The organism is Cellulophaga sp. HaHaR_3_176, assembly GCF_019021925.1.
GTDB lineage: Bacteria > Bacteroidota > Bacteroidia > Flavobacteriales > Flavobacteriaceae > Cellulophaga.
This window is the reverse complement of the sequence record NZ_CP058990.1, coordinates 1,657,897-1,678,603: the sequence shown is the minus strand read 5'-3', so window position 1 is coordinate 1,678,603 and position 20,707 is coordinate 1,657,897. Positions and strand designations below refer to the sequence as shown.

The window sequence follows — 20,707 nt, the reverse complement described above, 5'->3', positions numbered from 1 at the left end:
AATTTTATGAATCCAATCTAAAAATCTTTACTTTTGCCCCAAATTCAATTTTATTTAAATGAGAGATTTATTTGAAAGAATAATCGAGAATAAAGGACCGCTAGGTAAGTGGGCTTCACAAGCAGAAGGATACTTTGTATTCCCAAAGTTAGAAGGGCCAATTTCTAATAGGATGATGTTTCAAGGTAAAGAAGTTCTTACTTGGAGTATTAATGATTATTTAGGTCTTGCCAATTTACCAGAAATAAAAAAGGTGGATGGAGAAGCAGCTTTAGAGTATGGAGCAGCGTACCCTATGGGAGCTAGGATGATGAGTGGGCACACAGAGTTTCATGAGCAGTTAGAAAATGAATTAGCAGCTTTTTCAAATAAAGAAGCCTCTTATTTATTAAATTTTGGATACCAAGGTTTTATGTCGGTAATCGATGCTTTGGTAACTAAAGATGATATCATTGTTTATGATGTAGATTGTCACGCATGTATTATTGATGGTGTACGTTTGCACATGGGTAAACGTTTTACATTTACTCACAACAATCCAGAAAGTTTAGAAAAAAACTTACAACGTGCTACTAAAATGGCAGAGCAAACTGGAGGTGGTATCTTAGTAATTTCAGAAGGTGTTTTTGGAATGCGAGGAGAACAAGGTATTCTTAAAGAAATAGTAGCTCTTAAGAAAACATATAACTTTAGATTATTAGTAGATGATGCTCACGGTTTTGGTACATTAGGTAAAACTGGTGCTGGAGCAGGTGAAGAGCAAGGTGTGCAAGATGATATAGATGTATACTTAGCAACTTTTGCTAAATCTATGGCAGGTATCGGCGCTTTCGTAGCTGCAGATCAAGGAATTATAGATTATTTAAAATATAACTTACGTTCTCAAATGTTCGCTAAATCATTACCAATGGTTTATGTTAAAGGAGCATTAAAACGTTTAGATATGATGCGTACGCAACCAGAACTTAAAGCTAAGTTATGGGAAAATGTAAATGCATTACAATCGGGTCTTAAAGAAAAAGGATTTGATATAGGTACAACAACAAGTTGTGTTACTCCGGTTTATTTAAATGGTAGTATACCTGAGGCAATGGCCTTGGTGAAAGATTTAAGAGAAAATCATGGTGTTTTCTGTTCTATCGTTGTGTATCCAGTAATTCCTAAAGGATTAATTTTATTACGATTAATACCTACAGCAACACACACATTAGAAGATGTAGATGAAACATTAACTGCTTTTTCTTCTATTAGAGAAAGATTAGAGAATGGAACTTATAAAAGATTATCTGCGGCTGTATCAGCGGCAATGGGAGAGTAAGTTTCTTTTCTATAAAATAAAAAAAATCCCAAATACTATTTTATAGTGTTTGGGATTTTTTTTATTCAATCGTTATTTAAGAACTTATTTTAAATTCTTCCTGTACGTTCTTCTTCGTTTATACACCTTAGGGTTAAAGTTCTTCCAAAGCTGTTTAATAGCAATGTTTTCTTCTAATTCAGGGGTTCTAATACACGATTCTACACCCTTGGCTGTAAACGTTTCATAATACTCATTAAATATGATTGCTGTAACACCTTTATTTTGATAATCAGGATGTACACCAATTAAATAAAAAATAACTTCTTTACTGTGCTTTTTTGCTTTTAATAAATGAAAAATACCAGTAGGGAATAATTTACCTTTTGCTTTTTGTAATGCGTTAGAAAAAGAAGGCATTACAATTCCGAATGCTACTAAGTTATCATCTTTATCTACTACAAACTTTATATATTCAGGATTGATAAAACTGATATATTTTTTTTTGAAATATGCTTTTTGAATAGCTGTTATAGGTACAAATGAAGATAATGAAGCATATGACTCGTTAAATAAATCAAACATTTTGTCAGCCATAGGCATAACGTCTTTTGTTTTTGTGAAATTTAAAGGCCTTAAGTTATATCTACGTTTTATAAGTTCATTTGCTTTTGCATAAAATTTTGGATCTGCATTAGCAAATGGAAACTTATTTTCCATGTATTCTTTTTCTTTTACAAAGCCTGAATTTTCATAATGATTAACGTAATATGCGTGGTTGTACCAAGTAATCATCGTTCCAATATGGTCGAAACCTTCCGTTAGTACACCAACTTTATCTAAGTTAGAAAAACCAACAGGGCCTTCCATGTAATCTAAGTTTTGTTGATTTCCTATTTCAGTAACTTTTTCTAGTAAAGCTTCAGAAACTTTAAAGTCATCAATAAAATCAAACCAACCAAAACGCATTTTAGACACTTTTTGTTGTTTTACTTCTATCCAATTTACTATAGCGGCAACACGGCCAACAACCTCATTATCTTTATAGGCTAAAAATAAAGAGACATCTGCATCTTTAAAAGCAGGGTTTTTATCTTTATTAAAGGTTTCTAGCTCATCTGCAATTATTGGTGGAACCCAATAAGGAGAATCTTTATATAGCGTAAAAGGAAATTTTACAAACTTTTTTAAATCAGCTGTAGATTTTACTTTTGAAATAGTAATCATGAATTTTTGTTTTGAAGATTCAATATTAGTAATATAAATCTACATCTTAAAACATGAAAACTTATTAAAATAGTTTTAAATAATAAAAACAACTTTTTTGATTAAAAATCAATCGCTCCGTTTTCTTTATTTTTTTTCTTTTTATTTTTTTTCTTCTCTTGTTTCATTTGCTTTTTAGTAGGGCCTAAGTCAACATCTTCGGCTCCATTGCCACTGTCTTTTTTCTTAGACTTCTTTTTCATGGCATGTTTTTTAATGGTACCATTTTTACCACCTTTTTGCTCATCAATAGGTATAAGCTTGTCTTTATGTTTATCTAATCTATAAGATAAACCCAATTTTCCAAACATACGCGTAGGCGTATCTTTAAAGCTTCCACCAAATGTTACATCTGCTTGCATATTTTTAGCAAATAAATGTGCGATTCCTGTTCTGTAAATTCCATCAGAATATCGATCACTTTTAATACCTTGGTTTTCAATGAAAATACTCCATTTAGGATTTCTAAAGGCATGTGTTAAAGATAGTATGTAACTTAATTCAGGAAATTCAGTTCCAATTCTATCATAAGCAATGTTAGATATGAAAACTACTCTCGGCGATATTTTACTCTGTGTAGCGATCATAACTCTTGGACTAACAAGACCGTCACCAGCGTAATAAGGGTTGTCGCCAATTACAAACGTAGCACCAGCATAAACAGATACAGCAGGAATTAAGTTGCGCCATTGAAATTTATGATTTGCTTTCCAACTTATTAAATTTGGTTTATTACGTTCAGGGTTTTTGTATGGATCATAAACTAGATATTTAAGTCCGATTCTGTTTCTTGAAAAGTCGGTAATAGATGTATTGTAATCAACTTCTGTATAATTGATGTTTTCTTTTTGAAAACTACCTTCGTAATAAATCTCTAATGTTTCAAATAATAGGCCATAACGTAAAGCTAAGTCAGTGCTCAAAATATTAGAATCAGTAAGTAACAATGTGTGCTCTTGTTGTTCAAAACCTATTCCTAATTCCGCCTGTATTACGTTTTTACCAACGGCGTAAGCACTTACTGATTCTCCAGGCCTATTAGAATTTATCACATCTGTATATTGCGAAGTGGCTAAAATAGAAAATAGAAAAATGGAAATTCTAAAAAGATTTTTCATAATATATTGTTCATTACCGCAGTTATGTTAACGGTTTTATTATTATTTTAAGAAATTAGCCATTAATATGCGGTCTTATAATCGTATTTTTGATGTTAATTATATTAAACAATATGGCTTTCTTAACAACGATTTTAGTTATACTATTAGTATATTATTTGCTCAAAATTTTAATAAAATTATTTGCACCTACATTATTAAATTATGCAGGTAAAAAAGCAGAGAAACATTTTAGAGAAAAATTTGAAGGTTTTGGGCAACAACAGCAAGCAAATAAAACACCTGAGGGTGATGTAATAATTGATACAAATACAAAAAAACAATCTAATTCTTCTTCGAATAAAGTGGGAGAATATATAGATTTTGAAGAAATTGACTAATTTCCTTTTTTTTTAACCAACCGATGAAATAACCATTTAAAATTTGCACTTATTCTGCATGTTTTTTTGGTAATTACATCTGAATCTAAAATAAGATACCCTCAGATGAAGAGTACCCTTAAAGCGTTTTTAATTCATTTTTTTGCGATAGCATTATTTGTTATTGGAGCATTAGCTTTTTTTACACCTGTTTTGCAAGGCAAAGTAATTTTTCAATCAGATATTGCTCAGTATACAGGAATGGCAAAAGAGCAAATAGATTTTAAAAAACAAACAGGAGAGGAGCCATATTGGACTAATAGTGCATTTGGAGGGATGCCAACATTTCAATTAGGAGCCCATTACCCACATAATTACATTAAACAAATAGATTTAGGCCTACGTTTTTTACCTCGCCCTGCAGATTATTTATTTCTTTATTTATTCGGGTTTTATATTCTTTTATCATGTTTAAAAGTAGATTATAGATTAGCAATATTAGGTGCTTTTGCATTTGGTTTTTCTACGTATTTGATTATAATTTTAGGTGTAGGGCATAATGCTAAAGCCCATGCTATTGCATACTTACCAATGCTTTTGGGAGGTATTGTTTTAGTATTTCGAAAAAAATATGTTTGGGGTTTTATTCTCACAGCTTTAGCAATGGCCTTAGAAATAAATGCTAATCATTATCAAATGACATATTATTTTATGCTTTTGGTATTGATATTAGGTGTTGTCTATTTAGTAGAAGCTATTCTTGAAAAAAAATTGAAGCATTTTTTTGCTTCTGTAGGTATTTTGTTAGCAGGCGTATTTTTAGGTATAGCAACAAATGCAACAAGTTTAATGGCTACCAAAGAATATGCGGACTGGAGTACACGTGGTAAAAGTGAGTTAACAATTACGCCAGACGGAGCTGCAAAAATGAATACAGGCGGTTTAGATAAAGAATATATTACGCAATACAGTTATGGTATAGCAGAGTCTTTAAATTTATTTGTACCAAGAATGTTTGGAGGTTCAAATAACGAAAACTTAGGTGAGGATTCTAAAACATTTGATTTTTTAATAGAAAAGGGTCTTTCAAAAACAAAAGCATTAGATTTTACTAGCGGTTTGCCTTTATATTGGGGAGATCAGCCAGGTACTTCAGCTCCAGCTTATATTGGCGCTGTATTATTTTTCTTGTTTATTTTAGGATTAATACTAGTACGCAAAAAAGCCAAATGGTGGCTTTTAGGTGGTGTTATTATGTCTCTTTTATTATCATGGGGAAAAAACTTTAGTACGTTAACCGATTTTATGATCGATTACTTTCCGATGTACGATAAGTTTAGAGCAGTATCATCAATACAAGTAATTCTTGAGTTGTGTGTTCCAATACTTGCGATATTAGCGTTATCAGCTTTATTTAATGATAAAATTAAAAAAACTAAAAAATTAAATGCATTAAAACTGAGCTTTTTTATAAGTACAGGTTTAGGTATACTTATTTTACTAATTAAAGGTTTGTTTTATTTTGAAGGTGGTAGTGATGCTTTTTTAGAACAAAACTATGGAGAAGAGTTAATGACTATAATTAGATTAGATCGTGAAGCAGTTTACGTAAATGATGCTATACGTTCTTTAATTTTTGTATTGCTGGCAGCAACGGCTTTATGGTTTTTTATCAAAGAAAAACTCAGTAAAAATGTTTTTGTTTTAGTAATTGGACTTTTGATTTTATTTGATTTAGTAGGGGTCGCAAAACGTTATGTAAATGATGATGATTTTGTTCGTCAGCGTGCAATGACAGCTCCTTTTCCTAAAACACCTATTGATGAGCAACTTGAAGAAGATACTTCAAATTATAGAGTATATAACCCAGCAGAAGGGTTAAATGGCGCAAGTACATCGTATTACCATAAATCTATTGGTGGGTACCATGCTGCTAAACCCGCAGTTATTCAAGATCTTTTTGATTTCCATATTTATAACGGTAATTTAAATGTTTTAAATATGTTGAATGTAAAATATGTAATTCAGCAAGATAAAGAGGGTAGAAGTTACCCAGCATTAAACCCAGACGCTAATGGCAATGCTTGGTTTGTGCAAAAATTAGAAAAAGTAACTTCTTCTGATGATGAAATTTTAGCTTTAGAAAAGTTGAATACAAAATCTACAGCAGTAGTAAATACATCTAAATTCTCAGTTGTAAAAAGATTTGCATTTCCTGTAGATTCACTTGCATCAATAAAATTGAGAACCTACAAACCGAATCATTTGACATACGAATCAAATACTTCAAAAATAGGTCTGGCTGTTTTTTCTGAAATGTATTATGCAAATGGTTGGAACGCCTATATTGATGGTCAATTAAAACCACACTTTAGAGTAAACTATGCTTTAAGGGCTTTAGAAATTCCTGAAGGAAAGCATACTGTAGAATTCAAATTTGAACCAAAAGTTATACAAACAGGTTCTAGCATTGTTTTAGGGAGTAGTGCTTTATTAGGTATTTTATTTTTAGGAGCATTGGGTTTTTCATTCTGGCGTTCTCGAAAAACAAATAAAGAGTAATGAAAAAAGTACTAATCATCACATATTACTGGCCTCCAGCAGGTGGTCCAGGAGTGCAACGATGGTTAAAATTTGTAAAATACCTTAGAGATTTTGGTATAGAACCTATCGTTTATATACCCGAAAATCCTAACTATCCAATTGTAGATGCTAATTTTTTAAACGAAATTCCTGAAGGAATAACTATTTTCAAGCAACCTATTTTTGAGCCTTATAAAATTGCAAGTCTTTTATCAAGTAAAAAAACAAAGAGGATAAGTTCAGGTATTATTCAAACTAAAAATCAATCTTTTGCAGAAAAAATGATGCTTTGGGTTAGAGGTAACTTATTTATTCCTGATGCTAGAAAATATTGGGTTAAACCATCGGTAACGTACTTAAAAGAAATCATAAAAAAGGAAGAGATTAATACTGTAATTACTACAGGCCCACCACACAGTGTGCATTTAATTGGTTTAAAACTAAAAGAACAATTAAATATAAAATGGATTTCAGATTTTAGAGATCCTTGGACTTCGATAGGCTATCATAAAAAGCTAAAGTTGACTTCAAAGTCTATTAAAAAGCATAAGAAATTAGAGTCGCTAGTTTTAAACACCGCAGATAAGATTGTCGTGACTAGTGAAACTACTAAAAAAGAATTTCAAGCGCTATCAAATAAAACTATAGAAGTTATTACAAATGGCTTTGATACTGCGTATGCTGGAGATGCAGTTCTAGATGATAAATTTACAATAGCGCACATAGGCTCTTTGTTAACAGGCAGAAATCCTGAAAATTTATGGCAAGTTTTGTCAGAACTTATAAATGAAAACTCAGCATTTAAGCAAGCTGTTGTTTTAAATTTTGTTGGTGTTGTTAGTGATGATGTTTTAGAAACAATCAACAGCTATGGCTTAAAAGGCAATATTAATTTATTAGGGTATGTTTCACATAGTAAAGCTATAGAAGTGCAACGCTCATCTCAAATTTTGCTTTTAGCAGAAATTGATGTTGATGAAACACGAGGTATTATACCTGGAAAACTTTTTGAATATATGGCAGCAAAGCGCCCTATAATAGCTATTGGGCCAGAAAATTGGGATGTTGCTAAGATTATATCAGAAACATCTTCAGGAGAAACTTTTACATACCAACAAAAAGCTGAATTAAAAAAAGTAATTTTATCATGGTTTACAGCATACCAACAAGGTAAACTAAATATAAACTCTTCCAATATAAACAAATATAGTAGGAGGGAACTAACAAAAAAACTAGCAGAACAGCTCTAATGGGAATTGTACTAAAGCAGTCTCTTAATAACACCATCATTACCTATTTAGGTTTTGGAATAGGAGCGATTAATACACTTTTTTTATATACACGTTTTTTAACCGATGAGTATTATGGTCTCGTAGGCGTTATATTATCAGCATCTGCAGTATTAATGCCTATAATGGCATTTGGTGTGCCAAATACTTTAGTTAAATACTATAGCAATTTCAAAAATGAAAAAACAGGCGATGGTTTTTTAACACTGATGCTTCTATTGCCTTTATTTTTAATTATACCAATAGTTGTTATTGCATATGTTGCTAATGATGCTATAGGAAGTTTTATATCCAAAGAAAATCCAATTGTTAAAGGATATGTGTGGCATATTTTTTTAATAGGTATGGCAATGGCTTATTTTGAGATTTTTTATGCTTGGGCAAAAGTTTATATGAAATCTGTTTTTGGTAACTTCATGAAAGAAGTTTTTGTTCGTGTTGGAATAATGGTATTACTTTTATTAGTGTACCTTAACTATATTTCAGTAGATGATTTTTTAATGTGCTTGGTATTATTATACATGGTTAGAATGGTAATCATGAAAATATATGCGTACCGTTTACGAATGCCTAAAATAAGTTTCAACTTTCCATCAAATACAAAAGTTATTTTAGAATATAGTGCTTTGATAATTTTAGGAGGCTCTGCAGCTGTGGTTCTTTTAGAAATGGATAAGGTGATGATAAATCAGTTTGTGAAAATTGAAAATGTAGCATATTATAGTGTCGCAATATTTATAGCAACAGTAATATCTGTACCATCGCGATCAATGCATCAAATTGTATACCCGTTGACGGCAGAGTTGTTAAATAAAAAAGATATTAAGGGGCTAAAAGATATGTATCATAGAAGCTCGTTGACATTATTTATTATATCAGGAATAGTATACTTACTGATTATATTGAATTTAGAAGACCTTTATTTGCTATTACCGAAAGAGTACAGTAATGGTTTTTTTGTGGTTTTTTTAATTGGTCTAGCAAAGGTGTATGATGCTGCTTTGGGTAACAATAATGCAATATTGTATAATTCAGATTATTATAGAGCAGTGCTTGTTATGGGAGTGTTTTTGGCTATAATCACTATTATTTTTAATTTATGGTTGATACCAGAATATGGTTTGTTTGGTGCAGCTATCGCTACGTTTATTTCATTAATACTTTATAATACCATTAAGGTAATATTTGTAAAATTAAGATTTGGTGTTTTACCGTTTACGTTTCAAATGTTTAAAGTGTTCGTGCTTTTATGTGTATTAGGTGTATCATTTTATTTTATTCCACTTCCATTTAATCCGATTATAAATATTGGTATTAAAAGTATTCTTATAATCGCAGTGTATGTGGTTTTTTTATACAAATTAAATGTATCTGAAGATATAACAGGAGTTATAACTAAGTATTTCAAAAAATAAAACACCCCACAAGAACAAGTTCATTGCGGGGTGTTATCAACTAACCAACCTAAAAATTATTTTAATTTCTACTACTACTTCTTACGCTAGCATTTGTACTTCTTGAACTTTTAGAAGAACTATTAGTCGATCTAGACGATGTATTAGCTCTGCTTGTTCTTGCAGGAGTATTTTTTGATACCCTTGACGTTGTAGATCTAGTTGTAGTAGTTCTACTTGTTCTTGCAGGAGTACTTTTCGATACTCTTGATGTTGTAGTTCTACTAGCAACAGGTTTATTTGTTCTTGTAGGAGTGCTTTTAGATACTCTTGAAGAGGTATTATTTCTATTAGCTACACCTGTATTTCTAGTCGTTGTAGTTCTAGTAACTGTTTTTGTTCTATTAGCAGCAGTCGATGGTTTTCTGTAAGTTGTCGAACTTCTTTTTACAGTTGTAGATCTTCCAGTATTACTTCTTTTAGCTACAGCACCTCTAGAAGTAGCTACTTTACTATTTTTACTTCCTCTAGAATAGTTGTTACTTCTAACAGTTACTCTTTTATCGTTTCTGTAAACAGAAGCTCTTTCGTTACGCACTTTATTATATCTGTGAGATTTACCTACAGTTGCATAAGCTCTACGAGTATTGTAACGGTATGGGTTATAATATGTATATCTAACCGGGTTATAATACCTTCTGTAAGGTGTTTGGTACACTAAACTAAATCCAATAGATGGTCTTGCAAAATAACGGTGAAATGGACGGTACACATAACTTCTATTGTATATATTTATGTATCCACTGTTATGGCTGTAGTAACCATTATTGTTGTAAAAAACAGACATACCACCTAATCTAGCAACTCTACCGTTGTTATATCTAATATCTATATCACCAATTTGTGATACACGACCATAATAATCGTAAAATACAGGAATATCTTCAACTTGTATTACAGCTCCATAATCATCGTATTGCACATATGGGTTATAATCGTAACCAGAATTAAATGTAATATTTGTTCTTCCAATATTTACATTGGCATTAACACCAGCTCTTTCATCTATATAAAAATCAAATTCACCATCTGGGTAAACTGAAAACGTAATGCCATTTTCGACAAAAATGAATGAGTCGTTATTCGTATAAGTATTGCTATTTGCAACCTTATCGTTTGAAGTTTCGGCTTTCGCAATTGTAGTAGCAAAAATAAATGCCGAAAAAAGAAGTATAAATTTTCTCATGATATAAGGTTTTAAATTAATTGAATGTAACTATCTACATTCGATTAATATATACCAAACAGCGTGCCAAAAATCTATTTAAGATGTAAGTTGTTGATAATCAGGTGTAAAATTATATTTTTAAAAAAAAGAGCGATACTGTAATTACACAGTATCGCTCTTTTTTTAATGAAATTATTATTTATTTGTAGTCAAATATATAAGCTTCTTTATCATTAGTATAGAATACTCTTTTTTCTATTTGGTCAACATGATAGTTAGGTTTGTTATCTAAAAAAATAAATTTATCAACTTCTTCACCAGAATCCTTGCTAACTTGAGCTAAGTATTTTGTTCCAGCGTCATCTTTCGTAAAATAGAAAGAATAATCTTTAGAATTAGAAAAAGCATTTAACCTGTTTGGGTTATATAATGCTTCAGAAGCCATTTTCCCGTAATAACCTGCTTCATATTGGTTAGCTCCTTTTTTAGCTTGGTTAAAGCTACCTGTACCAGGAGCTACAACTCCCGTAAAAGTTTCTCCTACAGCAGATGTTCCACCCACGCCAACATTATAAAGTCCTGACATTTGGTATGCTGAACCAGCAACAGAACCTACTGTAGATAAAGTATTTAACCATTTTCTGCCAGCTTCACCTGGTTGTACAAAATATTTAGTTTTTAATAAAGAACCACTTTTATCTATAATAGCATATTCCCAAGGGCTACTTAAAAAGTAGTTCTCTCCTCTAACTTCCATTAAGTTAAAGTCTTTATGTTTTTTTAATTGTAATTTTTGTTTGTTATCATCTGTTAATCCTCTGTCTGGATTTAAAATGTATAAATTTTTACCATCTAAAACTATAAGGTTTTTCTCTTGAGCATCATAAGCAATTTTAGTTTCTTCATCAGCTCCTATTTTCCAAATTGCTTTTTTTACACCATTTTCATAATATGCAATTCTATATGAAGTAGCAACTATACTACCATTACTATATTCAAATAAATCATAAGAATCATCTTCACCTATATTTTCTAAGTATGAATCTCCATTATATTGAGGCTTTTTCCATTGCTCTTTTCCATTATCATCTAATTGCATTTTTCTTGCACCATAATAGACTAAGTAACCTTCAGAATTTTTTTCAATATCATTAGTCTTTCTTTTTTCAAAACTTCTTTTCCAAATTGGTTCACCTGTAGCGTAATCATAAACACTACCAGCTTTTTCATGTTGAATAAACATTTTTCCATCTACCTCTTGGCTAAACATAAATCCTTCGTCTAATTTTAAAGGTTTTTTCCAATTGCTATCACCAGAACTAGCGTTGAAAGAATAAATCTTATCACCTAGTGCTACCATTTTATTGACATTCATAGTCAAAGCAGCTCCCATCATTGAGCCTAAACCACCGCCAGCAGCTTCTACTGCGTAGAAAGTATCTCCATTTGGATTTTGGTATATAGCACCAATTTTTTCTTCTTCATTTTTAATAACAGTACCTGTATTACTGTTTAGTATTAAAAAATTGTTACTTGCTGTAAAAGCAATAGTATTTACTTTACTATAACTAATATTTTTGATAGTACTCTTTTTACTAATATTTATAGACTGTTCCCATTTTATTGAGTTGCTCGATAATTCTACTAGAAAAACCTTATTTATCTCTTTGTCATCAGTTTTACACTGTATTAGGTAAGATTTTAATTCAGGTATCAAATTATATGATATGATACTTTTATAATTATTTTCTTTGTTTACTATAATTTTTCCATCTCTTGTATCAACTAATAAATTATCAACTATGATGTAAGGAGAAAAAGGAACAACTTGGTAATTTTCTTTATCTTCTTGGATTGCACCACCTAGTAAAGACAATCGGTCGCCTTCAATTTCCCATATTTTTTCGCCAGTTTCAGGGTCTATTCCTGCAACAGTTTTATCAGTTAAAATTATTGGTACTGCTGAAAATTCGTGGAAAAATAAAGTTTCGATTTTGCTGTCAAAAGCTATTTTTTTATCAGCTTCTCTTTGTGCAAATAGATTGCAGCTAACAATCATTAAGGCTAATGCTGTAAACTTTTTTGTTCTGTTAATCATGTTAAATTAAGTTATTAGTTATTAAACGTAAATACTATCAAAGAATACTTTAACGGATATTTTCTGACAGTATTATGTTTATTTTAACTTAATTTTTTTATGAAAGTTTTTTAAATGACTTTTATTATTAATTATTTTAATTTTTGTTTTAGGTATTTAGCAGTATGAGATTTTTTGTTTTTAGCAACAACTTCAGGAGTGCCTTGTACAATAAGTTCGCCACCTTTAGAGCCACCTTCTAAACCTAAATCTATGATATAATCAGCACATTTTATTAAATCAATATTGTGTTCAATTACAATAATAGAATGTCCTTTTTCAATTAAAGCATTAAAAGACTTCAATAATTTTTGAATATCATGAAAGTGTAATCCCGTAGTTGGTTCGTCAAAAATAAAGAGTGCTTTTTCTTTTGTAGTACCTTTTACTAAAAACGAAGCTAGCTTTATACGTTGGGCCTCACCACCAGATAGGGTAGAAGATGATTGCCCTAAAGTAACATATCCTAAACCAACATCTTGTAAAGGTTTTAATTTGCGATATATTTTTGTTTGTTGATGTTTTTCAAAAAATGCCAAAGCATCATCAATAGTCATTGTCAGTAAATCATCAATATTAGCATCTTGAAATTTAACTTCTAACACTTCTTTCTTAAAACGTTTTCCATTACAGGTTTCACATTCTAAATGCACATCAGCCATAAACTGCATTTCTACAGTAATTTCTCCTTCACCTTTACACTTTTCACAACGACCACCATCTACATTAAAAGAAAAATGTTTGGTTTGGTAGTTTCTAATTTTGCTTAGTTTTTGAGAAGCATACAATGCTCTAATATCATCATAAGCTTTTATATAGGTAACAGGGTTAGATCTTGATGAACGCCCGATTGGGTTTTGGTCTACAAACTCTACATGTTTAATTTCACTATATTTCCCACTTACTTCAGTAAACTGACCAGCCTTTTCTCCGTAGCCACCAATTTCTTTTAATATAATAGGATACAGTAATTTTTTAACCAATGTACTTTTTCCGCTACCCGATACTCCTGTAACAACAGTAAGTACATTTAAAGGAAAGGTTACATCTATATTTTGAAGGTTGTTTTCGCGTGCTCCTTTTATTTCTATATAATTTTTAAAAGCTCTTCTTTTTTCAGGAACCTTAATTTCTAATGTGCCATTAAGGTAACTAGCGGTAAGCGATGTCGATTTTAAAATATCAGCCATAGTACCGTGGGCAACAACTTCACCACCAAGTGTACCAGCTTCAGGACCTATATCTATTACTTCGTCAGCAGCATTCATAATATCTTCATCATGTTCTACTACAATAACAGTATTACCTAAATTTCGTAACGATTTTAAAACCTCGATAAGGTTTTCAGTATCTTTTGGGTGCAAGCCAATACTAGGTTCATCTAATATATACATTGAGCCTACTAAACTACTCCCTAATGATGTTGCTAAATTGATACGTTGACTCTCACCACCGGAAAGAGAATTTGATTTTCTGTTTAGAGTTAAATAAGTAAGGCCTACTTTATATAAAAAGCCTAATCTACTTTTAATTTCTATTAATAGTCGCGATGCTATAGTGGCATCATTTTTACTTAAAGTTATACCTTCAAAAAAAGCAATTAAATCTTCTATAGGTTGTTCTACTAAATCAGATATAGATTTACCGTTTACTTTTACATAATCGGTTTCTTTACGTAAACGTTTACCTTTACAAACACTACATTTTGTTTTTCCACGGTAGCGAGAAAGCATTACTCTATTCTGAATTTTATAGCTTTTTTCTTCAATCATACTAAAAAAGCCAGAAATACCTGTAAAATGAGAATTTCCATCCCAGACCAATTGCTTTTGCTCTTCAGTAAGTTGAAACCAAGGTTTGTGAATCGGGAAGTCGAATTTGTAAGCACTATTTACAAGTTGGTCTCTGTACCAACCCATACTTTCGCCACGCCAAGGAAAAATTCCATTTTCATAAACCGATAAAGCGGTATTAGGTATCACCAAATCTTGATCGATACCAATAACATCTCCATAACCTTCACAATTAGGGCAAGCACCGTAAGGATTGTTAAAACTGAATAAGTGAACATTTGGTTCTAAAAACTTCATGCCATCTAATTCAAACTTATTACTAAAAGGTGTTTGTTTTTTAGTAGCAAGCTCTTCTATAATACAATCTCCTTTGCCTTCAAAAAAAGCAGTATCAACAGCATTAGCAAGTCTGTTGTAAAAATCTTCATCATCTTTAGTTATAACTCTATCTATAACTAAACTAAATTCTTTTTCTATTTCGGTTATAGAATCATCAATTCTAATAATTTCACCTTTATATTTAATACGCGCATATCCTTGCTGCGAAAATATCTGTAATGATTTTAAGGCATTTCTATCTTCTCTTATTACTATAGGTGCCAATAAAAGTAGTTTTGTGCCTTCTTCGTATGTTTTAATATGGTTGATGACATCAGTTACGGTATGCTTTTTTACTTCATTGCCAGAAATAGGTGAAATTGTTTTTCCAATTCGGGCATATACTAATTTTAGGTAATCGTAAATTTCGGTGGTTGTACCTACTGTAGATCGTGGGTTGGTAGAGTTTACTTTTTGTTCAATTGCTATTGCAGGGGCTATACCTTTTATATAGTCTACTTTAGGTTTGTCTAATTTTCCTAAAAATTGACGTGCGTAAGATGATAAACTTTCAACATACCTACGCTGTCCTTCGGCATATAAAGTATCAAAAGCAAGACTAGATTTACCTGAACCTGATAAACCTGTAATCACAACTAGCTTATTTCTAGGGATTACGACATCTATATTTTTAAGGTTATGAAGCTTGGCTCCTTTAATTATTATATTTTCTTTTGGATTCACGTCTAAATTAGCAGTCATACTCGTATTTATAAAGCACAAAGATACAATTTGAGTATTTCAATAACTACAATACACGTTTTAACATCGGAAATATTGCATATCACAACATTGTTTTTTTTGAAAGTATCTTATTTCTGTATATTTGAAGTGTAATCAAAAACATAGTAGCCTATAAAGCAAAATTACTTTTTAAATTATTTAGTATTTAGTACACGTCCGATCTTTTAAAGTAAAAGAGAGGAAACCCTATCATTAACCAATAAAAAAGTAATTTGTATGGAACTACAGATTGATGACTCAGTTTTAGTAAAAAATTATATCAACGGAGAAGAAAAATCTCTAGAGGTTTTAATCAACAGACACAACCAACGTATATCTAGCTTTATATATTCTAAAGTTTTAGATAGAGATGTAACGGAAGACATCTTTCAAGATACGTTTATTAAGGTGATAAAAACCTTAAGAAAAGGTTCTTATAGTGAAGAAGGTAAATTTTTACCATGGGTAATGCGAATTGCACATAACCTGGTAATTGACCACTTTAGAAAGAACAAAAGGATGCCAATGTTTGAAGGAAGTGATGATTTTAACATTTTTTCTGTTATCGGCGACGATAAATTAAATGCAGAAAAACAAATCATTAAAGATCAAATAGATTCTGACTTAAATCTTTTAATAGAAGAGTTGCCAGAAGATCAAAAAGAAGTTCTAATGATGCGTATCTACAGGGATATGAGCTTCAAAGAAATTTCTGAAAATACAGGAGTAAGTATAAATACTGCTTTAGGAAGAATGCGTTATGCACTTATTAACCTAAGAAAAGTTATAGAAAAGAATAATATCGTTTTAACGAATTAATTCGTAAAAGGACGAACTGTACAATAATTCCATTTTAGTAGCGTTATCTTAACATAATAATACTATTCAACATGGAAAAAATTTACTCTGAGAATCAAAATACGTGTGGGCTTGCAAAAGCTTGCCCAGAAACTATAAAGTTTCTAATGAGTTACTCCCAATCTCTTCATATTGTAGAATACAATACGATGAAATTTGAGAATAATTTAAACTAAAAACTAAAAAGAGCCGCAATTAGCGGCTCTTTTTAGTTTTATAATATTCATCAAGTACTGTTTTTCTGCCAATTGTTTTGGTAATAACGTCATTTTCTAAATTCCAACCACGTGCTGGAGAATATTCACGACCGTACCATATTATTTGTAAGTGCAAATCATTCCAAATTTCTTTAGGGAATAGTCTTTTTGCATCTTTTTCTGTTTGCACCACATTTTTACCGTTAGTAAAACCCCATCGATACATTAATCTATGAATATGTGTATCAACAGGAAAAGCGGGTATACCAAAAGCTTGCGAAACCACAACACCTGCTGTTTTATGACCAACAGCCGGAAATTCTTCCAATAATTCCATTTTTTGAGGTACAATACCATTGTATTTATCAATTAACATATGCGAAAGACCGTGTATTCCTTTGGCTTTCATTGGTGATAGACCTACAGGTTTAATAATTTCGCGTATTTCATCAATGGTCATTTTTACCATATCGTACGGGTTATCAGCCTTTTTGAATAATAAAGGGGTAATTTTATTAACACGTACATCGGTACTTTGGGCAGACATTAGTACAGCAATTAATAATGTGTATGGGTCTTTATGATCTAAGGGTACAGGTATAGTTGGGTATAATTCTTTAAGTGTATTAATTGTAAAAGCTACTTTTTCTTCTTTCGTCATTCTTTTTTCTAATTTCAAAATAACCGAGTATTATAGCACGTAGTTTTATCTATAAATGGTTATTCGTATTTTTACAGTAGTACGAATTTAAATAAAAAAGCTATGAATACTTTAAAAATAGGGGATAAGGTTCCTTCTTTTACATCGAAAGATCAAGATGGGAATGAGGTTAAATTATCTGATTACTCAGGAAAAAAATTAATCGTTTTTTTCTACCCAAAAGCAAGTACACCAGGGTGTACAGCAGAGGCTTGTAATTTAAGAGATAACTATAAAGAATTGCAAGAACAAGGGTACGAACTTTTAGGTGTAAGTGCCGATTCTGAAAAAAGACAAGCCAATTTTAAGAACAAATATGAGTTTCCTTTTCCGTTATTAGCAGACGAAGATCATACGGTTATTAATGCGTTTGGGGTATGGGGATTAAAGAAATTTATGGGTAGAGAATACGATGGTATTCATCGTAAAACGTTTGTTGTTAATGAAGAGGGTACAGTAACAAATGTGATTGATAAAGTGAAGACTAAAGATCACGCTGCACAACTTTTATAAAAACATAAACCCCTAAATAGTAGTTATTTAGGGGTTTTTATGTATGTTATTACTTCGGTAATTATTTACCCGTAATTTCTTCGATTCTTTTGCGTGTAAAAAGCTGTTTTGTTTTAATGATTTCAGCGATACCTTCTGGTAAAACTTTTTCCCAACCTTCTTCGTTTTCTATTATTTGCTTTAAAACATCTCTAGAGAATACGTGTAAAATATCCGGATCGTAATCTATAATATCCATCACTTTACCATTGTATTTAAAGAACTTGTAAAGCTCTTTCATTCTAGGGTGAACCTTCACGTTATTACTTGTCATTATCTGACCAGTCTCATCATTTTTCATTGGGTATAAATACACTTTAAGATCTTTAAAGAATAATTTACCAAAGGCTTCTAAAATACCACCACTTAAATGACGGTAATATTTCTCATCAAAAATATCTACTAAATTATTTACACCCATCGTCAAACCAATTTTAGATTTGGTGTAATTATTAAAGTACTCAACAAGTTTAAAGTATTCTTGAAATTTAGATATCATTACTGTGTGCCCTAAAGAACACAATAATTCAGCTCTATCCATAAAATCTTGCTCATCAATTTCGCCAGATGCTTTTAAGTTAGATAGTGTTATTTCAAAAATAACCATTGCATTCTCTTCTTTTACGCTAGGCTCTCTTATAAAAATATCATAAGATTTTTTAAGCATATCCATATTCACTTTCGTAACAGGTCTAAAACTACCACGTAATGCTAATATGTTTTTTTTGTATAAAATTGCAGCAGGTAATAAGTTATTACCATCAGGGCCAAACATAACCGCATCGGTCATATCGTTTTTAATAAGCTGCAAACTCATTAACCTGTTATCTACATTTTTAAAGTTAGGCCCCGAAAAATTGATCATGTCAATTTCTAAGGTATCCTTATCAATATGGTCGTATAAATATTTAAGAATTTTACGAGGTTGATCATTTTTATAAAATGCACCATAAATAAGGTTTACACCAAGTATACCAAGAGTTTCTTGTTGTAAACGAGCCTCGTTTTGTTTAAAACGCACATGCAGTATAATTTCATCATACTCAGTTTGCGTAGGGTCTAATTGGTAGCGGATACCAATCCAACCATGGCCTTTATATCTTTTTGAAAAATCAATCGTAGCAACCGTATTCGCGTAAGAGAAAAACAAACGTTCAGGATGTTTTTTTCTACTGATACGGTCTTCCATGTTTTTCATCTCATAGCTTAACATTTTCTTTAAGCGAGATTGTGTTACATATCTACCATCTTTTTCAATACCATAAATGGCATCACTAAAATCTTTATCATAAGCACTCATTGCTTTCGCAATAGTACCCGATGCACCACCAGATCTAAAAAAATGTCCAGAGGTCTCTTGTCCAGCACCAATCTCAGAAAATGTCCCGTAGATATCAGGGTTAAGATTGATTCTTAGGGTTTTAGATTTTATGGACGGAATATTTTCGAATGCAGTGTCCTTTTTTAAAACGGAAGCCATTTATTTAAAGTTTGTAACAAAGTTAATAAGATTGAGTTATCTAATAACTAAATAAGTTATAAATTTGATTTAAATCGATTATTAAGTGAAAATTACTTTTTTAGGTACAGGCACATCACAAGGAATTCCGATAATAGGGAGCACACACCCAGTTTGTTTAAGTAAAAACACAAAAGATAAACGCTTAAGAGTCTCAGTTCTTATATCTTGGGACGAATTTAATTATGTTATTGATTGTGGGCCAGATTTTAGACAGCAAATGCTAGCCAACCCAATTGATAAATTAGATGGTATTTTGTTTACCCACGAACATTCAGATCATACTGCAGGTATTGACGATATTAGGCCTTTTTTTTTCAGACAAGGCGATATACCTATATATGCGCATGAAAGAGTGATAGACTCTTTAAAAAAGCGTTTCGATTATATTTTTGCCAGCCTAAATAGGTACCCAGGTGCACCAGCAGTAGATATACATACCGTAGAAAATAACAAGGTTTTAAAACTAGGTGGAGTAGCGGTTGTACCTATAAGCGTACAACATAATAGGCTACAAGTATTTGGTTACCGATTTAAAGATTTTGCTTATTTAACAGATGTAAAAACTATTACAGACGAAGAAATTAAAAAACTAAAAGGCGTAAAAATATTAGTCGTAAATGCATTGCGTATTGAGGCGCACCATTCACATTTTAATTTAGAAGAAGCACTTGCTTTTATAGCAAAAGTGCAACCTGAAAAAGCCTATTTAACACATATAAGCCACCTACTTGGGTTTCATGATGAAGTAGAAAAAAACTTACCAGATAATGTATATTTGGGATACGATAACTTAACAATAACTATCTAATTTAAATTTTCAGATGAAAAGCAGATTATTTCTTTACCTATTTATTTTTGCATCATTAATAGCTTTATACCAATTTGTAAGTGCAAATACAATGGTAGAAGAAAATACCAAAACCATAAACACATTGCATGATGATAAATTGGTTTTACAAGACTCTATTAAGAACTTACATTTAAAAATGCTTGAAATAGAGTATTTTTCATTAAATAATAATGATGATGCTTTAGCTTATTACGAGCATTTAAACCTTACCAACCCAACAAGTTATATTACCGATAAGCTTTTAGAGACTAACGAAGGCAAAGGCGACAACCCTTTAGTACCTTACGAAGGTATGGAGGGTAAATTTAAAATAAATAAGATAAAAGTATTAAACCATAAGTGGATTGTTGCCGATTTTTCTGATGGTAAATATTGGGGAGATTTATTGATAAAATATGAACTTAAAGACGATTTAGGAGTAGATTTCTCACTTACAGACCATTTATTATACGCGAGGTAGTTT

Annotated in this window: 17 protein-coding genes; 10 read left to right on the top strand and 7 right to left on the bottom strand. The window is 31.2% G+C overall.

The features are described 5' to 3' along the window. Positions 1–58: 58 nt before the first annotated feature. The gene (locus H0I23_RS07290) at positions 59–1,318 is read left to right on the top strand and encodes an aminotransferase class I/II-fold pyridoxal phosphate-dependent enzyme (protein ID WP_216785796.1); all 1,260 of its coding nucleotides are present in this window, start codon (positions 59–61) and stop codon (positions 1,316–1,318) included. An 84-nt stretch (positions 1,319–1,402) separates the two neighbouring features. Here H0I23_RS07290 and H0I23_RS07285 read toward each other — a convergent pair whose 3' ends face one another. Next, positions 1,403–2,524: a GTP cyclohydrolase gene (locus tag H0I23_RS07285; RefSeq protein ID WP_216785795.1), complete on the bottom strand. Its 1,122-nt coding sequence runs from the start codon at positions 2,522–2,524 to the stop codon at positions 1,403–1,405. Between the two features lie 101 nt (positions 2,525–2,625). Continuing rightward, complete coding sequence (locus H0I23_RS07280) at positions 2,626–3,681, bottom strand: transporter (RefSeq protein ID WP_216785794.1); 1,056 nt, start codon at positions 3,679–3,681, stop codon at positions 2,626–2,628. A 92-nt stretch (positions 3,682–3,773) separates the two neighbouring features. Here H0I23_RS07280 and H0I23_RS07275 point away from each other — a divergent pair, with 92 nt between their 5' ends. From H0I23_RS07275 to H0I23_RS07260, 4 genes are all read left to right on the top strand, one after another. After that, a complete protein-coding gene (locus H0I23_RS07275) occupies positions 3,774–4,061 on the top strand; it encodes a DUF4834 family protein (RefSeq protein WP_254073665.1) in 288 nt (95 codons plus the stop codon). 105 nt (positions 4,062–4,166) lie between these two features. Continuing rightward, positions 4,167–6,602, top strand: a complete 2,436-nt coding sequence (locus H0I23_RS07270; RefSeq protein ID WP_216785793.1) for a YfhO family protein — start codon at positions 4,167–4,169, stop codon at positions 6,600–6,602. Further along, entirely contained in the window at positions 6,602–7,873 is a 1,272-nt protein-coding gene (locus H0I23_RS07265) for a glycosyltransferase family 4 protein (protein WP_216785792.1), read from the top strand. The genes H0I23_RS07270 and H0I23_RS07265 overlap by 1 nt, the downstream gene beginning before the upstream one ends. Next, positions 7,873–9,327 (top strand): polysaccharide biosynthesis C-terminal domain-containing protein, encoded by a 1,455-nt coding sequence (locus H0I23_RS07260; RefSeq protein WP_216785791.1) that lies wholly within the window; start codon positions 7,873–7,875, stop codon positions 9,325–9,327. The genes H0I23_RS07265 and H0I23_RS07260 overlap by 1 nt, the downstream gene beginning before the upstream one ends. A gap of 61 nt (positions 9,328–9,388) precedes the next feature. Here H0I23_RS07260 and H0I23_RS07255 read toward each other — a convergent pair whose 3' ends face one another. From H0I23_RS07255 to uvrA, 3 genes are all read right to left on the bottom strand, one after another. Next, on the bottom strand, positions 9,389–10,552 hold the full coding sequence (locus tag H0I23_RS07255) for a hypothetical protein (RefSeq protein ID WP_216785790.1): 1,164 nt from the start codon (positions 10,550–10,552) through the stop codon (positions 9,389–9,391). A 181-nt stretch (positions 10,553–10,733) separates the two neighbouring features. Next, a complete protein-coding gene (locus H0I23_RS07250) occupies positions 10,734–12,632 on the bottom strand; it encodes a PQQ-binding-like beta-propeller repeat protein (protein WP_216785789.1) in 1,899 nt (632 codons plus the stop codon). A gap of 131 nt (positions 12,633–12,763) precedes the next feature. Continuing rightward, positions 12,764–15,544 carry an excinuclease ABC subunit UvrA gene (uvrA, locus tag H0I23_RS07245; RefSeq protein WP_216785788.1) on the bottom strand — a complete coding sequence of 927 codons (2,781 nt, stop codon included), beginning with the start codon at positions 15,542–15,544 and terminating at the stop codon, positions 12,764–12,766. 258 nt (positions 15,545–15,802) lie between these two features. Here uvrA and H0I23_RS07240 point away from each other — a divergent pair, with 258 nt between their 5' ends. Together H0I23_RS07240 and H0I23_RS07235 are read left to right on the top strand one after the other, a co-directional pair. Next, positions 15,803–16,384, top strand: coding sequence for an RNA polymerase sigma factor (locus tag H0I23_RS07240; protein ID WP_216785787.1), 582 nt, complete (start codon positions 15,803–15,805; stop codon positions 16,382–16,384). A gap of 71 nt (positions 16,385–16,455) precedes the next feature. Beyond that, positions 16,456–16,599 carry a hypothetical protein gene (locus H0I23_RS07235; RefSeq protein WP_216785786.1) on the top strand — a complete coding sequence of 48 codons (144 nt, stop codon included), beginning with the start codon at positions 16,456–16,458 and terminating at the stop codon, positions 16,597–16,599. 19 nt (positions 16,600–16,618) lie between these two features. Here H0I23_RS07235 and nth read toward each other — a convergent pair whose 3' ends face one another. Then, positions 16,619–17,281, bottom strand: a complete 663-nt coding sequence (gene nth / locus H0I23_RS07230; protein WP_216786044.1) for an endonuclease III — start codon at positions 17,279–17,281, stop codon at positions 16,619–16,621. 102 nt (positions 17,282–17,383) lie between these two features. Here nth and bcp point away from each other — a divergent pair, with 102 nt between their 5' ends. Beyond that, positions 17,384–17,833, top strand: coding sequence for a thioredoxin-dependent thiol peroxidase (gene bcp, locus H0I23_RS07225; RefSeq protein WP_216785785.1), 450 nt, complete (start codon positions 17,384–17,386; stop codon positions 17,831–17,833). 61 nt (positions 17,834–17,894) lie between these two features. Here bcp and H0I23_RS07220 read toward each other — a convergent pair whose 3' ends face one another. Continuing rightward, positions 17,895–19,352, bottom strand: a complete 1,458-nt coding sequence (locus tag H0I23_RS07220; protein WP_216785784.1) for a TonB-dependent receptor — start codon at positions 19,350–19,352, stop codon at positions 17,895–17,897. A gap of 85 nt (positions 19,353–19,437) precedes the next feature. Between H0I23_RS07220 and H0I23_RS07215 the strand changes: the two genes are divergently transcribed. Both H0I23_RS07215 and H0I23_RS07210 read left to right on the top strand, forming a co-directional pair. Then, complete coding sequence (locus H0I23_RS07215; protein ID WP_216785783.1) at positions 19,438–20,202, top strand: MBL fold metallo-hydrolase; 765 nt, start codon at positions 19,438–19,440, stop codon at positions 20,200–20,202. A gap of 13 nt (positions 20,203–20,215) precedes the next feature. Further along, on the top strand, positions 20,216–20,704 hold the full coding sequence (locus H0I23_RS07210; protein WP_216785782.1) for a hydrolase: 489 nt from the start codon (positions 20,216–20,218) through the stop codon (positions 20,702–20,704). Positions 20,705–20,707: the final 3 nt, after the last annotated feature.